The 15,099-nt window shown below is 34.0% G+C and carries 10 protein-coding genes; 1 reads left to right on the top strand and 9 read right to left on the bottom strand.

What is annotated here, in order from left to right:
- Positions 1-20 precede the first annotated feature (20 nt).
- The 6 genes from ASJ80_RS17015 to ASJ80_RS07505 all read right to left on the bottom strand — a co-directional run bounded on the left by ASJ80_RS17015 (position 21) and on the right by ASJ80_RS07505 (position 6,424).
- Complete coding sequence (locus ASJ80_RS17015) at positions 21-185, bottom strand: hypothetical protein (RefSeq protein WP_176720302.1); 165 nt, start codon at positions 183-185, stop codon at positions 21-23.
- A gap of 256 nt (positions 186-441) precedes the next feature.
- A complete protein-coding gene (locus ASJ80_RS07525; protein ID WP_069584798.1) occupies positions 442-963 on the bottom strand; it encodes a beta-class carbonic anhydrase in 522 nt (173 codons plus the stop codon).
- 203 nt (positions 964-1,166) lie between these two features.
- Positions 1,167-2,441 carry a Coenzyme F420 hydrogenase/dehydrogenase, beta subunit C-terminal domain gene (locus ASJ80_RS07520; RefSeq protein ID WP_083241031.1) on the bottom strand — a complete coding sequence of 425 codons (1,275 nt, stop codon included), beginning with the start codon at positions 2,439-2,441 and terminating at the stop codon, positions 1,167-1,169.
- Positions 2,438-4,492 (bottom strand): formate dehydrogenase subunit alpha, encoded by a 2,055-nt coding sequence (gene fdhF, locus ASJ80_RS07515; RefSeq protein WP_069584796.1) that lies wholly within the window; start codon positions 4,490-4,492, stop codon positions 2,438-2,440. The genes ASJ80_RS07520 and fdhF overlap by 4 nt, the downstream gene beginning before the upstream one ends.
- 244 nt (positions 4,493-4,736) lie before the next feature.
- Positions 4,737-5,612, bottom strand: coding sequence for a formate/nitrite transporter family protein (locus ASJ80_RS07510; RefSeq protein ID WP_069584793.1), 876 nt, complete (start codon positions 5,610-5,612; stop codon positions 4,737-4,739).
- Between the two features lie 470 nt (positions 5,613-6,082).
- Positions 6,083-6,424 carry a hypothetical protein gene (locus tag ASJ80_RS07505; RefSeq protein WP_245837525.1) on the bottom strand — a complete coding sequence of 114 codons (342 nt, stop codon included), beginning with the start codon at positions 6,422-6,424 and terminating at the stop codon, positions 6,083-6,085.
- 437 nt (positions 6,425-6,861) lie between these two features.
- Here ASJ80_RS07505 and ASJ80_RS07500 point away from each other — a divergent pair, with 437 nt between their 5' ends.
- On the top strand, positions 6,862-7,254 hold the full coding sequence (locus tag ASJ80_RS07500; RefSeq protein ID WP_069585262.1) for a hypothetical protein: 393 nt from the start codon (positions 6,862-6,864) through the stop codon (positions 7,252-7,254).
- Positions 7,255-7,359: 105 nt separating this feature from the next.
- On the opposite strand, the gene comC is transcribed toward ASJ80_RS07500, so the two are convergent.
- The 3 genes from comC to ASJ80_RS07485 all read right to left on the bottom strand — a co-directional run bounded on the left by comC (position 7,360) and on the right by ASJ80_RS07485 (position 15,096).
- Positions 7,360-8,391, bottom strand: a complete 1,032-nt coding sequence (gene comC / locus ASJ80_RS07495; protein WP_069585263.1) for an L-sulfolactate dehydrogenase — start codon at positions 8,389-8,391, stop codon at positions 7,360-7,362.
- A gap of 43 nt (positions 8,392-8,434) precedes the next feature.
- Positions 8,435-9,466: a phosphoribosylformylglycinamidine cyclo-ligase gene (gene purM / locus ASJ80_RS07490; protein ID WP_069585264.1), complete on the bottom strand. Its 1,032-nt coding sequence runs from the start codon at positions 9,464-9,466 to the stop codon at positions 8,435-8,437.
- Positions 9,467-10,233: 767 nt separating this feature from the next.
- The gene (locus ASJ80_RS07485; RefSeq protein WP_069585265.1) at positions 10,234-15,096 is read right to left on the bottom strand and encodes a chitobiase/beta-hexosaminidase C-terminal domain-containing protein; all 4,863 of its coding nucleotides are present in this window, start codon (positions 15,094-15,096) and stop codon (positions 10,234-10,236) included.
- Positions 15,097-15,099 lie beyond the last annotated feature (3 nt).

The raw sequence follows: 15,099 nt of genomic DNA, 5'->3' as shown, positions 1-15,099 counted from the left end.
CTTAAAAAATCATAGATTTTTTACAGCTTTGATTTGTTGCCCCGAAAATCTCTAATTTTCGAGGGCTCCAAACCCGAAGGGTTTGAGAGATTTTGTAAACATTTTTCTCCAGCTATGTTCTGCGGCCCAGAAAAATCAGAGATTTTTCGACGGCCCTCAAAATAGAGATGTGATATAAATTTCATGATAACTAATAACATTAAAACATGTTTAAATACCCTATTTTTCAATATAAATATCTGAAATCGTTAATTAGAAATCGTTCAGAAATCATACTCATATCAAAAGTTAATAGAAATTCTCTTAAAATGGAATATCAGGATATAGTGGCCCTTTAAAATGGAAAAAATATAATGTTCATATATTTTAAGTGTATTTACAATATAAAATAAGTACAAAAAATCTAGTTCATCTTTACAACTTTCAAAAAACAAAAAAGGGTTAATCTTCAACTAGGACTTTCATTTTCCCGTCATAAAGATCAATTATAAGGCCGTGTACAGGGACATCTTCTGGAATAAATGGGGACTCTTTTATCTTTTCTACTACTTTTATAACGTTTTCTTCTTCGTTACCGATTGCACCAATCCATTCATCAATGTTAACTCCTGAAAGAGTTTCCTCATCAACACCCCTCATTTTCATAGTTTCTGTAAGTTTTTCAGAGTTTACATTAGCCATCCCACATTCATAGTGTCCAACTACCATAACTTCTTCAACACCAAGTGCGTATATTGCTGCCGCAACGGACCGTATGACATCCCTGCCAACTACCGCATTGCCAGCATTTTTAATTATTTTTGCGTCTCCCCTTTCAATTCCCATTGCAGGTTCTAAAAATCCAGTAAGCCGTGTGTCCATACATGTTACAATAGCTAATTTCTTTTGAGGCATGTGGCTCATTTTTTTAGGTTCAAAATTTTTAACAAAATTTTCATTGGCCTTTAGTACTTCATCAAGCATAACTTTATCACCTAAAATGTGATTAATATAAACCATATTTTGCAAAAATTAATATTGGGTGATGTTGAGCGAATCATCCTTTATAAGTCACAATTTGTTCGAGCAAAATATGGTTTACTAAGTAGGTAATGACCTTTAAACAGGTTAAAGAGTCAATACACAATGCAGTGAACAAAAATGTAAAAAGTGAGTATTTAACTCACTTATTTACTTTCTGGCACTGGTTTTGGAGCGATTGGTGGTTGTTCATCTATTGCTTTATCCAGTCCAGATTCATCTCTTTCTTTGGAAGGGAAAAATGCAATAGGTGGTTTTCCTTCGTCAATTCCTTTAGTATATCCAAAGGTATTTCTTATTTTGGTATTTACTTCATGCCAAATTTTGGCAAGAGGTATTTCTCCAGGACATACTTCTTCACATTGTCCGCAGTTTGTACATGATTCTGCCATATGAAGCATTCTTTCCAGGTGGAACATTGGTGATGGTGGAATTTCCCCTTTAGTCAGCCAGTCAGGACCATTATTAGCCTCTAGACAGCAGTCATCACAGTAACATATTGGACATGCTTCTCTGCATCCGTAACATTTCAGACATCTGGAGAGATCTGACATATATTCTGTGAGAACAGAGAAAATTTCACGGCCTTCAATACTTTCCCAGTCATTAACCTGCCATTTATCTGCAAGTTTAACCATTGCACCGTCAATTTTTTCCCTTATTTCAATTCCTTTTGGAATTGGAGCTTCTAAATCTATGACTCCTGCTTCCTTAGCCTTTTCGAGAATTTCTGCGCCTTTAACGGAACAAACTTCTACAAATGTAGCTTTCCCTGCAAGAGGCCCTATAACTCCCCAGTTACCACATGCGAGATCAGCCATTCTTGGAATGTTGACTTCACATCTTCTGCAGTTGGTTCTTCTACCAAATCCTTCCTCTTCCAGTACGTCTATTGGAATTTCTTTTTCAGTACCGTCTTCAGTTTCCACAATGAGTTTACCTTTAGCAATTTCTTCTTTGACAACTGAGTCTGGATCAACTTCATAGAATTGCTCCATCATCATTCGGCTTTTAACTGGAGGCATAGTTCCCCCACAGTTTAAACCTATCATTATGATGTTATCTGAGTTGATTTTTTCCCTTTTCATGAGCTCAACCATAGTCATTGCATCACAAGGCTTAACAGTGACTGCTATTTTCATATTCTGAGCACCATCAAGGTATCTAGTAATGAATTTAGCAAGGTTGAGTGTTCCAAAGTGAAGTGAACCTGCAGCATCCACAACTTTTTCAGGATCTTCTATTAGTATAGGAACTACGTCGTATAAGTCTGCACTGCTATCAACAGCTAGGACTGCATCAACAATTCCTTCTTTGAGTAAAAATTTCAGAAGGGTCGTAACTGCACCACCGTATTCTCCAGCTTCTGCAATTGCTGCATCGGATGATTTTGCATAGAACATATCATTTATTTCTATCATTTTGCTACCCCCATTTTAGTTATTGCAACAGCACATGCTTTATATTCCGGCATTCCGGATTTTGGGTCTATTGCAGAGGCATTAGTTAAAATATTTGCAGAACACTCTCTAAAGTGCATAGGAATGTTTACTATTCCTTTCAGGATGTCAGGAGTGACCCTAGCATTTATTTCAATTTCTCCTCTTCTAGATCTAACTTTAACTTTTTCATTGTTGACTATTCCAAGTTCAACAGCGTCTTCATTGTTTATTTCTACATATCCAGTTGGTACTTCACGGTCCAATGTGTGAGCCCTTCTTGTCATTGCAGCGTGGTAATGGAATAATAGACGGGTGGTTGTCAGTAATAATGGGTATTCTTCATCAGGAGTTTCTTGTGGTCCCTGTTCTTCAAGAGGCATGAATATTCCTAATCCATCAGGGTGTGCAAACTTCTCAACGTGCATCATAGCAGTTCCAGGGTGGTCTTCAGATGGGCAAGGCCAGTGAAGTGCTTCTGGTCTTTCCAGTCTTTCCCTGTTCATACCAGCATACTGAGGAGTTACAGTTCTAACTTCTTCAAATATGTCCTGGGCAGATTCATATGTGAACATTTCAGGATCAGCGCCCATTTTTTTAGCTAAATCACAGAAGATTTCCCAGTCATATTTAGCTTCTCCAGGTGCATCTACAGCTTTTCTTATTAGTTGAACTCTTCTTTCACCATTGGTGAATGTTCCTTCCTGTTCAGCCCAGCATGCAGCAGGCAATACAACATCTGCAAATTGAGCCGTGTCAGTCATGAATATATCCTGTACTACAAAGAAGTCCAGGTTGTTAAGTGCTTCTTCAACATGGTGAGTATCAGGGTCAGAAATCACGGGGTCTTCACCAGTAACGTAGAGAACTTTCAGGTCACCTTTTGCGGCAGCATCTATCATTTCTGGGATTTTCAGTCCAGGTTCACAGGAGAAGTCACTGCATCCCCAACTACATGTAATATCTTTCATTACTTCATTATCAGCTACTTTCCGGTATCCGGGGTAATCGGTAGGTAATGCCCCCATATCACAGGCACCTTGAACGTTGTTTTGACCTCTCAGAGGGTTAACTCCTGTTCCTAATCTTCCAATGTTTCCAGTTAGCATTGCAAGGTTAGCTGTTTGCATAACGTTGTCCACACCATGTGAGTGTTCTGTTATACCAAGTGAGTAAACTATAGCTGCTTTATCCGCTTTAGCGTATTTTATAGCTATGTCTCTGATTATTTCAGCAGGTACCTGGGTTATTTTTTCTGCCATTTCAGGAGTGTATTTTGATACTACTTCTTTCAGCTCTTCATAGTTCTTGGTTCTTTCTTCTATGAATTTTTTATCTTCCAGACCTTCGCTGATTATTACATTCATCATAGCGTTCATTAATGCAACATCAGTTCCAGTTTTGAATGGAATGTACTGGTCAGCCTGTTTAGCAGTTGGAGTGTATCTTGGGTCAGCTACTATAAAGTATGCTCCCTTCATTTTTGCTCTCATTAACTTTCTTCCCACCAGAGGGTGGGCTTCAAGACTGTTTGCCCCAATGGAAAATATCAGATCTGCATCTTCAAAACTCGCATAAGAGTTAGTCATTGCTCCAGAACCGAATGATGCTGCAAGTCCTGCTACAGTAGGACCATGGCAGAGTCTTGCACAGTGATCGATATTCTGGGTTCCAACAACTATTCTTGCAAATTTCTGATTCACATAGATGTTTTCATTTGGAGATCTTGCACAGCAGAAGAAACCTATTTCTTTAGGGTCATATGCACCAAGTTTAGATGCTATTAGATCATATGCTTCCTCCCAAGAAGCCTCTCTAAATTCCCCATTTTCCTTTATAAGTGGAGTGGTTAACCTATCTTCTCTATGGATAATTTCATAACAGAAATTTCCTTTTGGACATAATTTTCCTTCGTTTACTGGATGTCTTTTCCATGGTTCTACACCAACTACTTTCTCGTCCTTAACAACGAGATTCATACCACATCCAACACCACAGTAAGGACATATTGTCGGTACGTATTTAATATTCATCCTTTTATCCCCTCATTTTTTATTTCAATTTTTTCAGAAATACTTTCAATTTTTTAACTTTCTTATGATTCATTCACAATTTTTAAATATTTAACAGATGTACGATATGCATTGAAAGTATTATCCTGCATTAGCACAATACACGTTAATTGTTAGTATTGTGAAAATTTAGAATTTGAGAGTTAATCCTTCTATTTTCAGTCGAAAAAAATAAAAATGAATAGAAGGATTAAACTTACTCATTCTATTTACTTGTACCTTTAGCTGAAGCTGGAGCCTCCGCTTTTTCAGGGCTAGTTCCTCTAAGATACGTCCACCAGTAGACAGCTGCAACAAATATTGCCCCACCAACGATGTTACCTAAAGTAGCAGGTACCATGTTGTTTACAAAGAATTCTGTCCAGGATACTCCACCTAAGAATATTCCGACAGGTATAAAGAACATATTTGCAACAACGTGCTCGAATCCCATGGTTACGAAAGCCATTATTGGGAACCATATTCCCAGTATTTTACCAATAATATCATCTGAAGCAACGGCCAGGTATACTGCAAGACATACAAGCCAGTTACATCCTATAGCTCTTACGAACACTTGTACCCATGTTAATGAAGTGACTGTTTTACCTGCTGCTACAAATGTTGCTCCACCAAGAGCTTTTGTTTTAGCAATAGTAATTGCAGTGGCTGCCCATGGATCTGCTGTTAGAATACCAGAAACTACAGCTAAGAAATATGCAACAAATAGGGCACCTATAAGGTTGAAAACCCAGCTTCCTACCCAATTTCTAATAAGTCCATACCAGCTTGCCTCTCCTTGGAGTACTCCAAACGGCATGTACATGTTGTTTCCTGTAAACAATTCAGAACCGGCTATAACGACCAGCATCAGTCCGACAGGGAACACTGCCCCAAAGAGCAATTTAACAATTCCTGGAGGAGCACCCGCTGCTGCTAGACCACCAGTAGCAACTTCCGCTAAAAGTCCTCCAAATGCAATATATGCACCCGCTAAAAAGCTTAAAATTATCAAATTACTCAACGGGGCTTTTTCTTTTAATGCTGCTATGCCTACACAAGCTTTAGCTGTGTCTGCAGGCGATTTAAAAGATGACGGCATATCATTCTACCTCCTTTTACACTTTTTTACCTATGAATATCCATAGATATAGTGACAGCATTGTAGTCCATTAAACCCGTTTAGTATTACCCGTTAATAATTTTACCCAATAATTATTACATGATAATATTTAAATCCAGTTACTATTCTCAATAATACATAATTCAAATTATTATTACTAAATAATACATAATTCAAATTATTATTATCCCCTATACGATTTAATGGTCTATCATGAACTTTCATGAATATTCATAGTAATGGGACTATTTTTTCTTAATATAAATGTGTTGTTAGACAGACAAATCGAAAGGTTTATATTTGACAGGTAAGCCATTGCTTGTCTATGTATGTTTAATAATATGAAAAACATCCGCATAATGTTTTTTAGAAAAAATACATGCCCAAATAAGTTAAAAAAGAAGTATAAATGTATTTAAATAATTTAATAGGTTTAATAAAGGCTTTTATTAGTTTCTTCCTTTAATTTGATCTTCTATTTGCTTTTGGATTTCTGTATCAACTTTGCCTTTTATTTGTTCCTGAATTTCCTTTTGTATTTCAGCCTCAACCTTTCCCCTAATTTGCTCCTGTATTTCCTTATTAATTTCAGGATCATTTTCGCCTTTTATTTGTTCCTGAATTTCCTTTTGTATTTCAGCCTCAACCTTTCCCCTAATTTGCTCCTGTATTTCCTTATTAATTTCAGGATCATTTTCGCCTTTTATTTGTTCCTGAATTTCCTTTTGTATTTCAGCCTCAACCTTTCCCCTAATTTGCTCATCTATTGCTTTTTCCAGCTTTTTTGACATTTTTGTAACCCCTATCATTTAATGTTCAAAATATATTTATTATTATATTACTTCTTTTTATTTATTCTTTTTTAAAAAAAAAGGAATTGCATTTTTAAGATATAATAAGACATTTATGTATTATTTAATTAAAATTTATTCAAATTATATTAACACCGGCACAATTCACTGATTAACCTACCTACAGAGCATGCAAAACCTTCGATAATATATCCAATATTTGCCCTTTTATTTTTGACTTACTGTATTATTTAATTCTGATTTATGGCTACTCAATAAACTTATATAGTCTTGAATTAACCTAACATCAAATAAAATAATCAGTTTATTAGTACAAAAAATGTCAAATATAACATCCATAACATGGAATAAAAATGAGCTTAATCTGTGAAAATACCCAGCAAATAAAAGATTAGCTCGTACAGCAAGGTGGTATTTTGGTATCTACAATCATCTGTCCGAGATGTAAAACTAAAAACAGCAAAAAAGCTAAGGTCTGTTATAACTGTAAAAATACTTTAAAAGTCCATAAAAAACCAAGCATCTTAGGTTCTAACCCTGAATCTCGAATTGAGCCAAAAATAATTATAATTGGAGCTTTAATATTTATTATAAGCAATGCTATAATCTTAAATATTGCATATGACTATTCAATTTTAGTATCAGGATTTGCTACAATGGTCTACTTGTACTATGCATTTAAAGATTCTCAAGTACCTACAGCTTCTAAAAATAAAACAAGAATTTTAGGTTTTAAAATAATACTTCACTATCTGGCCATAGTAGCATTAGGCATTATAACATTATTTGCACTTGGTTATGCAAATTAATAGTTAAATAACACAAAAATAAATATCAGGACATTATTATAAAAAAGAAGGACTATTGATTAAGTTAGATATACAGATAGTTTTCTGTCTGTCTAAAATTTGTACTTAATCTTTTAATATTTCATCCAGATCAAATGCTAATTCATCTGCAATTTCTTTAAGCTGGTTAAATAAAGTGTCATCTATTGAAAATCCTTCTTCCCTGAACCTTTTAATATTATTTACTTCCATGTCTCCAGGAATAAAGATATTTTCACCTGAATCTTTAATTTCTGCTACAAACTCATCTACTTCTTCTTTGAACTGGTTGATATCAGAGAATTTTGATGGGTTTATTGCCATTAAAAGGTCACCTTTTGTACACATTTCCTCAGGATTTGCAGTTCCTTTAACCCCTTTACCAAATGCAGCCCTTACGAGAGGTCCTGCCATAATCTCAACCATGAATGCAAGTGCATATCCTTTATGTGCCCCGAATGGTAGAATTGAACCCTTAAGTGCAGCTTCAGGATCTGTGGTAGGATTTCCATCACAATCAAGCGCGACATTTTCAGGGATTTTTTGACCTTTTCTGAATGCTTCTAAGAGTTTTCCCCTTGCAGAAGCAGATGTCGCCATATCTACAGAGACATAATTTTTATTTGCAGGAATACCGATTGCTATTGGGTTTGTACCAATTATTGGTTCTTTACCACCGATTGGAGCTACTGCAGGTTCTGTATTTGCTATTACAACACCTATCATGTCCTGCATAACTGCCATGTCAGAGTAGTAACCTGCAACTCCAAAATGGTTGGAGTTGTGTACTCCAACAAGCCCTACACCAGTTTGTTCTGCCTTTTTCATTGCCATTTCCATACCTTTATAGGTTACAACATGTCCAAACTTGTGATTTCCATTCAAAAGGGCTGTAGATGCTGTTTCCGCTTCCACAGTTATTTCAGCTTCGGGATCTATAGTTCCAACTTTTAATCCCTTTACATACTGCGGAAACCTTCCTATTCCATGAGAAGTGAATCCCTTAAGGTCAGCGTCCATAGTAACATCAGCAACTATGTATGCATCCTCTTCTGGTATATTAAATCTTGTTAAAATTTCCATAATTATTGATCTTTCTTGTTCAATTGTTATTTTCATGTAATACACCATTTAATTTTTAATCTTGAAATTCAGCGTGAAATTAATTTAAAGTAATGATATCCCCATTAAACGCTTTTATTTTAACTGTTTCATCCTTGTTATCTACAACAGTTCCTATCTTATAAGCTTTGTTATGCTTTTTAATAACGTTTATTGTTTTATCCGCTTCACGAGCGGGTACAATAACTACAAATCCTATACCCATATTAAATACGCGGTACATCTCTTCTAATGGGACATCCAAGGAATAGATAGATTTAAAAATTGAACTGAGTTCAGGTAAACTATCTATGTTGTAGCTGATACCCTTTTTGAGCCGTTTAAGATTTAAAAATCCGCCCCCAGTAATATGGGCAAGGCCATGAATATCTATATCTTCCTTTAAAAGTTCAACAACTGGTTTTACATAAATTTCAGTGGGTTTTAAAAGTTCTTCCCCAACTAATTTATCAGAATCTGTTGGGAGAGGGCTATCGATACTTAAATTAGCCTTATCAAAAAATACTTTTCTAGCAAGACTTAATCCGTTACTATGAACACCACTGCTTTCTATTCCAATAAGAACATCACCATCAGCGATATTTTCTCCAGTTATGATTTTATCTGCATCTACAATTCCAATTCCTGTACCTGCAAGGTCAAAGTCTTTAATTATCTCTGGAAGTGATGCAGTCTCTCCTCCAATCATTGCTATTTTGGCCATTTTAGATCCTTCAGCAAGCCCTTTTCCAATCTGGCCTGCAATTTCAGGATCTGCTTTTTCAACAGCTAGATAATCCACCATTGCTATTGGTTCAGCACCAACACAGAGAATGTCATTTACAACCATTGCAATACAGTCTATTCCAACTGTATCATATTTATTCATCATTTTTGCAACTAATATTTTACTTCCAACACCATCTGTACTCATGGCGATTGCTTTATCTCCTAATCTTACAAGCGCCGCAAAATGACCGCTTTCTGTAATTACATCTCTAAATGAAAGCGTTTTTTTAATTTCGGAAACCAGTGCAGAAACTGTAGCTTCCTCAAGATTAATATCAACACCTGATTCTGAATATGTTACCATGTAAGTCACCAAAAATTTTTAAAATTTATTTATCTAAAAATAAATGTAATGTATATTAATATCTATTATCTAATCAGACCTTATAAAACTTTTTAGATTTTCCATAGATAAAAAAATAGATCAGGGACTTATTTTTCCCCTACTACAGGAGTTAATACTTTTCAAGCAATATTTGTTTTACAAATTTAGTTTTTAAATGAAGATATTTTCTCTAAATCTGAGCTAGTTACTGGTTTTACGAGCTTTTTTCGAGCTGAATCAGTCCATAATACATATACTTTTAATAGATGTTTTTTTTGTCACACGTACTTACTATTTATTTTATATCAACAATAGACGCATACTCCTATTTTAGCATGTTTTAAAACATTTTGAACTTAAAATTTTTGTATAATTTATTTTACAACAGTTTACAGATATGCAATTGACTGAGTTGAATGTGAAATTCCAAAGAATACTTGGAATTGATTACTATCAGCAAATTTAAGCATTGATCACATTTCAAGGTATTTCAACACTTTGAAATATTTCAACAAGAACTTTTTTAAAAAAATGGCTTTTCAAGCCAAATCAAAAAATTTAAATTGTATTAAATTAACACAACAACGAAAATAAGTATAATTGAGTTAAACCTACTAAAACATCTGATAACATATAATGATTAACTTCAATGGCTTTAAACCATTAACAACCTAAAATTCAAGACTTTAAAAATTTTTGTTAAAACCCAACCTATTATAGATCCCAAAAAAAGGGAGGAAAATGATTTAGTATTTTCCTGTTTTGAATTTCCATGTGTATGCTTTAGCTAATTTATTTCCCGCCTTGTCTTTTACTGCTGAAGCTGGAATATAAACCTGATACCAAGTGTAAGCTGACTTTTTACTGGTTGTAATGTAAATATGATTTCCACTGATCTTGATAGTTACTTTAACTTTCTTACCAGTTTTCAAGTTTTTAACATACACTTTAGACCAGTTAGTACTCTTAAACACACTTTCACTAGTTCTAATTGCAATGGTCTTAGACCGAGAAATACCAGTACTTCCACTTTTAGGACTGACCACACTCACCTTAGGCGCAGCCTTATCAATAGTATACACAGCCGTGTACACAGGCGACTTGTTCCCTGCTTTATCCACCGCAAAGAACTTCAAAGTATGAGTCGAAGCCATATTAATAGCCTTACTATACCTCGCATTACTCGTAGTCGGCGTCTTACCATTCAAAGTATAATAAATAGTCCCTGCCTCACTCATCTTCAAAGTAATGGCTTTACTAACGTTATATAACCCACCAGGCACATTAACACTTGCAGTTGGAGCAACAGTGTCCTGAGTAATTTTAAGCTTAGTAAACCCTGTGCTTCCCATATACGAATCATCCCCACTAAAACTATAGAAAATATTATAATAAGCAGGATACGTCGGAGCAGAAAACTTAACCAAACCTTTACTATCCGTTTTATTATATAAAGTACTGTTTAAACCTTCCTGAACAATATTTAAAGTGATGATCCTATTTGCAACAGCATTACCTCCAGCATCAGTTAAATTAATTAAAAAAACACCATTATCCAATTTAAAGCTAATTTTAGTGGCCTTAATTTGATTAATATCTTTAACAATCAAAGTACTTCCAGTGAATGTGCTGCCATACCACTCATTTCCAGAGAAATTTGCAACAACTATATAGTTACCTGCAGGAATATTAACAGCTAATGAAGCAATGCCTTCATTATCTGTTAATACTGTATATGCTTTGTTATAATCCAGATTGCTAATTGTAATGTTTACAAACTCTCCAGATAAAGGACGATTATATATATCAGTTAATTTGATTTTCAAGATGCTGTTTTTACTACTAAAATTAAAAATGGAATCAGTAGAGAGCTTGGTACCCACCTTCTCAATCAATAAATGACCGCTGGTCGTATTTCCCAAATTTAGGTTATCACCCCTAAATTTAGCGCTGACATTATAATTTCCGGGAGTTAAATTAATCATCAAACCTGCAATTCCATAGTCATTTGTAGTTAGATTATATGAATCACTTTTATTTCCTTGAGAAATAGTGAGTACAATACTTTCACCTTTAAGAACATTTCCATTCTTATCAGTCAGCTTAACAGTGAATGGATTCCCTCTACCATAAAGATGATCAACTTCCAACTCTACAACAGAACTTATAGGTGCCACTGTAAACTTTGTAGTGTAATTACAGGACATATGCCACTCATCACCCGCAAAGATAATTTCAACACCATATGAACCTTTAGAAAGATTAAGCAAAAAACTTCCCTGACCATAATCATCAGTTATAGAATAACATGTAGTATTTTTACCATTATTAGTAATTATAAATTTAATTGTCTCACCAGAGACAGGGTTACCGTTATTATCATCAAGGGTAATGTAAAAAACATTATTTTTGCCATAAAACGTTTGATTATTAATTACAAAAATATCTGTGTAGTAAGGCATGACCTTCATGGTTGCATTTGCAGAGCTTGGGTTAAAGTAGCCGTCACCGTTATATAAAAGTTCAATTTTGTAATCACCAATACTGTTGTTAATTACAATTTGACCCTTTCCTTTATCATCTGTAGTCACAGTGTAATTTCCAATAATGCCTGTTTGATTTTTAATAATAAATTTAACAGTTTGATTGGTGATTAAATAACCATTTATATTCCGTAAAATGAAGTTATAAACATTATTTTTTCCATAGACGACTGTATTATTAATTTCAAGGATTGTATCTCTGCTGTGAACAGTTAAATTAACGGTTTGATCATCAATAGTAGCATTGACATCAAGATCACCATTTTGGTTAAGAAGATCAAAGGAAGCTTTATTAGCAGATAAATTCAACTTCAAAGGAGAATTAAGACTTTTACCCGCAAATAAAACTTCTCTGGAAGGCAAAATTCCATCTAAATTGGATATATTCCCATTTTGGCCTGTAACTTTATCCAAAGAAGCTGTAACTGAAGTTCCATTGGTTGTTAAGGTCATTATCACCCAATTTTCTATCAAAACTTCCCCTATTGAAGAAAACACCTTATCCCCTGCAGGTCCACTGTTAGAACCCCACCAGCAGTTGCTGATATATCCATAACCATTTTTATTGAGTATATCTTTTCCAAAGTTAGCATTGTTGTTGATAAAAACTGTATGGTTAATATAAAAATTACCCCCATTATCATTAACGATTGCTCCACCGTAGTAAGCACTGTTATTTTCAAAAACAGAATACTCAATGGTTAAATTACCTCCATTAAAAATTATACCTTCACTATCATCATCACCCTGGCTTTGACTGCCCAGGACATGAGTATTATTTACAAAATAGCATCCATATATTGAAATGTTATCTGCACGGCTATACCATGTGTTTATAATTACGATTTTGTTATTTTCAAATGAACAGTTGATAAAATTTTGAACGCCTTCAATTAGAGGAGAAGTATATCCTGTCCAATAAGCTCTAAGAGGACTCTTATTGTCAATGAATTTGGAATTCATAATAGTATTGTTACCATAATCCATCTCTACATCATCATCTGCGTTACCATTATCCATAACACCCCGGTTATTGATAAAAACAGAGTTATTTATTACTGTTGAATATCTGGTGTGTGTTTTAATAGGAGTTACACTGTTATCTATAAAAGTGCAGTTATCAAATCTTATCAAGTCGCCGTCTAAGTAAAGACTGTATGTGGGGTAAGGGTCATTATCTGACATGACAGACCTTGGGATTCCAGACATATTTTTAAAAGTTGAATTTGAAATGGTGATGTTTACAGGAATGTAATCTTTAGAATTTAAAAGATTACCTGATTTAATAACAAATTCAGTTAAATTAGAGAAAACCGTGTTATTTATAAACAAAGGACCACTTGTAAAGATGATACTCTGATTTTGATAGAAGTGAACAGTATAAGGCATGGATGTATAATAAGTTGCATTTCCACCGCGGAGATTTTCAATGGTACAGTTGTTTATAAACAATGTCCCTGAGCTGTTAATTATTGGAACAAAAATATCTGGATTAGATGCTGTAAAAGTAATACCATTTAAGTTCAGCTGTCCATGTCCTGCAACCTTAAAAATAATGTTATTACCTCTTAAAAATGTAACCGGCCCATTAAATGAAGTGAAAGTTAAATTTTTAGCTATTAATAAATTAGAATTAAGATCACCCAAATAATTACCTGATAAAATGTAGACTACAGCTCCATTTAAACTAATGCCAATAGCTTTAGATAAACTCTTCAGTGGGCTGTTTAAAGAGCCATCATTATCATCAGATCCACTGTTTGATACATAAATTTTTTGATTGCTTAAACCAGTGCCAATAGTTAATTTAAGATAATAATCAGCCACATTAGCATAAATTAGCGTGTCAATAGTGTTATTACAATAAATTGATGAAAATGAGTTATTGATTAAATAACCTTCAGAATTAGTGAAATTCCCATTATCCGCTATAAGTCTTACAAAACATTCTGGTGAAGATACATCTAGAGGTAAATTATGAATACCCTGAGAGTCTCTAAGTTTAAAACTTACATTAAGAGTAGAGTTTATCCTACCTGGAATAGAATTATTGTTGTTAGATGTGAAAGTTAATATAAGCCATTTATTTACAAAACTGGGGATTTTTTCATTATGCCCCCACCAGTTACAGTTAGCATTGACTGTGGCATTTTCAAAATCATAGTCTAAAATGACAGAATAGCTTATATTAAGTGTCCCTTTCTTTGTAATGTTTATTAAGTTTTCAAAATAGGAGCTGGTTACATAGCCAGTACTATTTTCTATATATAATATCGAGTTGTCTTTAAATGATGAGAAGTTGATTTTTGTTAAAGACTGATTAAATTCAGAATTTATGGAGAAAATACTGTTATTCACAAAATTAGAAGAATAAACATTTAAATTCCCCGTATTATAGACCGCACTACCAGTTGACGCGCTATTAAAAATATAATTTTTGTTCAATGCCCTGTTGTTTGAGAAATTAGAATTGTATATACTTGAAACACCTAAATTACTGATTGCTCCTGTGTAATTACCTTGATTACTGATGAAATTAGTGCTGTCAATACTTAAATTTCCATAATTTAAAAGAACTCCTGATCTCAAACCAGAATTATCAGCAAAGCTACAATTAACAATATTTAAAGTCCCATAATTTAATATAGGCGCGATAAAGTAAAAATTTGAAGTGTTAGCATTATAAAAATCGATCCCCACCAGAGTTAAACTACTACCATTGTTTATATTAAAAAAGTAGCTGTTATTTCCCCCATTAAAAATAACATTATTATCCCTAGCAGAAATAGTCAAAGATTTATTGATAGTTAAATTAGTATTAGAGATACTAGAATAGTTTCCTCTTGATAAATAGATAGTTGAACCATTTTGCGAGTTATCAATCGCTTTTTTCATAGTTAAATAAGGGTTACCGCTGGAACCATTGCCCGAATCATCACTACCATTAACTGCCACATAAACCCCCAAATCATCCGATGCAACACCACTTGCACTTACTGCACCTATAGATAGTAATGATAACAATAAAAAAATGAATATCATAATCATTCGTATTTTACCAAACATTCA

Origin of the sequence: Methanobacterium bryantii (genome assembly GCF_002287175.1) — an archaeon.
Taxonomy (GTDB): Archaea; Methanobacteriota; Methanobacteria; order Methanobacteriales; family Methanobacteriaceae; genus Methanobacterium_D; species Methanobacterium_D bryantii.
This window is presented reverse-complemented; position numbering and strand designations above follow the sequence as displayed.

Excerpts from the sequence above, each read along its gene's own strand:
- ASJ80_RS17015 (WP_176720302.1), bottom strand. The coding sequence starts at position 185 with ATGAAATTTATATCACATCTCTATTTTGAGGGCCGTCGAAAAATCTCT.
- ASJ80_RS07525 (WP_069584798.1), bottom strand. The coding sequence starts at position 963 with ATGCTTGATGAAGTACTAAAGGCCAATGAAAATTTTGTTAAAAATTTT.
- ASJ80_RS07520 (WP_083241031.1), bottom strand. The coding sequence starts at position 2,441 with ATGATAGAAATAAATGATATGTTCTATGCAAAATCATCCGATGCAGCA.
- fdhF (WP_069584796.1), bottom strand. The coding sequence starts at position 4,492 with ATGAATATTAAATACGTACCGACAATATGTCCTTACTGTGGTGTTGGA.
- ASJ80_RS07510 (WP_069584793.1), bottom strand. The coding sequence starts at position 5,612 with ATGCCGTCATCTTTTAAATCGCCTGCAGACACAGCTAAAGCTTGTGTA.
- ASJ80_RS07505 (WP_245837525.1), bottom strand. The coding sequence starts at position 6,424 with ATGTCAAAAAAGCTGGAAAAAGCAATAGATGAGCAAATTAGGGGAAAG.
- comC (WP_069585263.1), bottom strand. The coding sequence starts at position 8,391 with ATGAAAATAACAATTGAACAAGAAAGATCAATAATTATGGAAATTTTA.
- purM (WP_069585264.1), bottom strand. The coding sequence starts at position 9,466 with ATGGTAACATATTCAGAATCAGGTGTTGATATTAATCTTGAGGAAGCT.
- ASJ80_RS07485 (WP_069585265.1), bottom strand. The coding sequence starts at position 15,096 with ATGTTTGGTAAAATACGAATGATTATGATATTCATTTTTTTATTGTTA.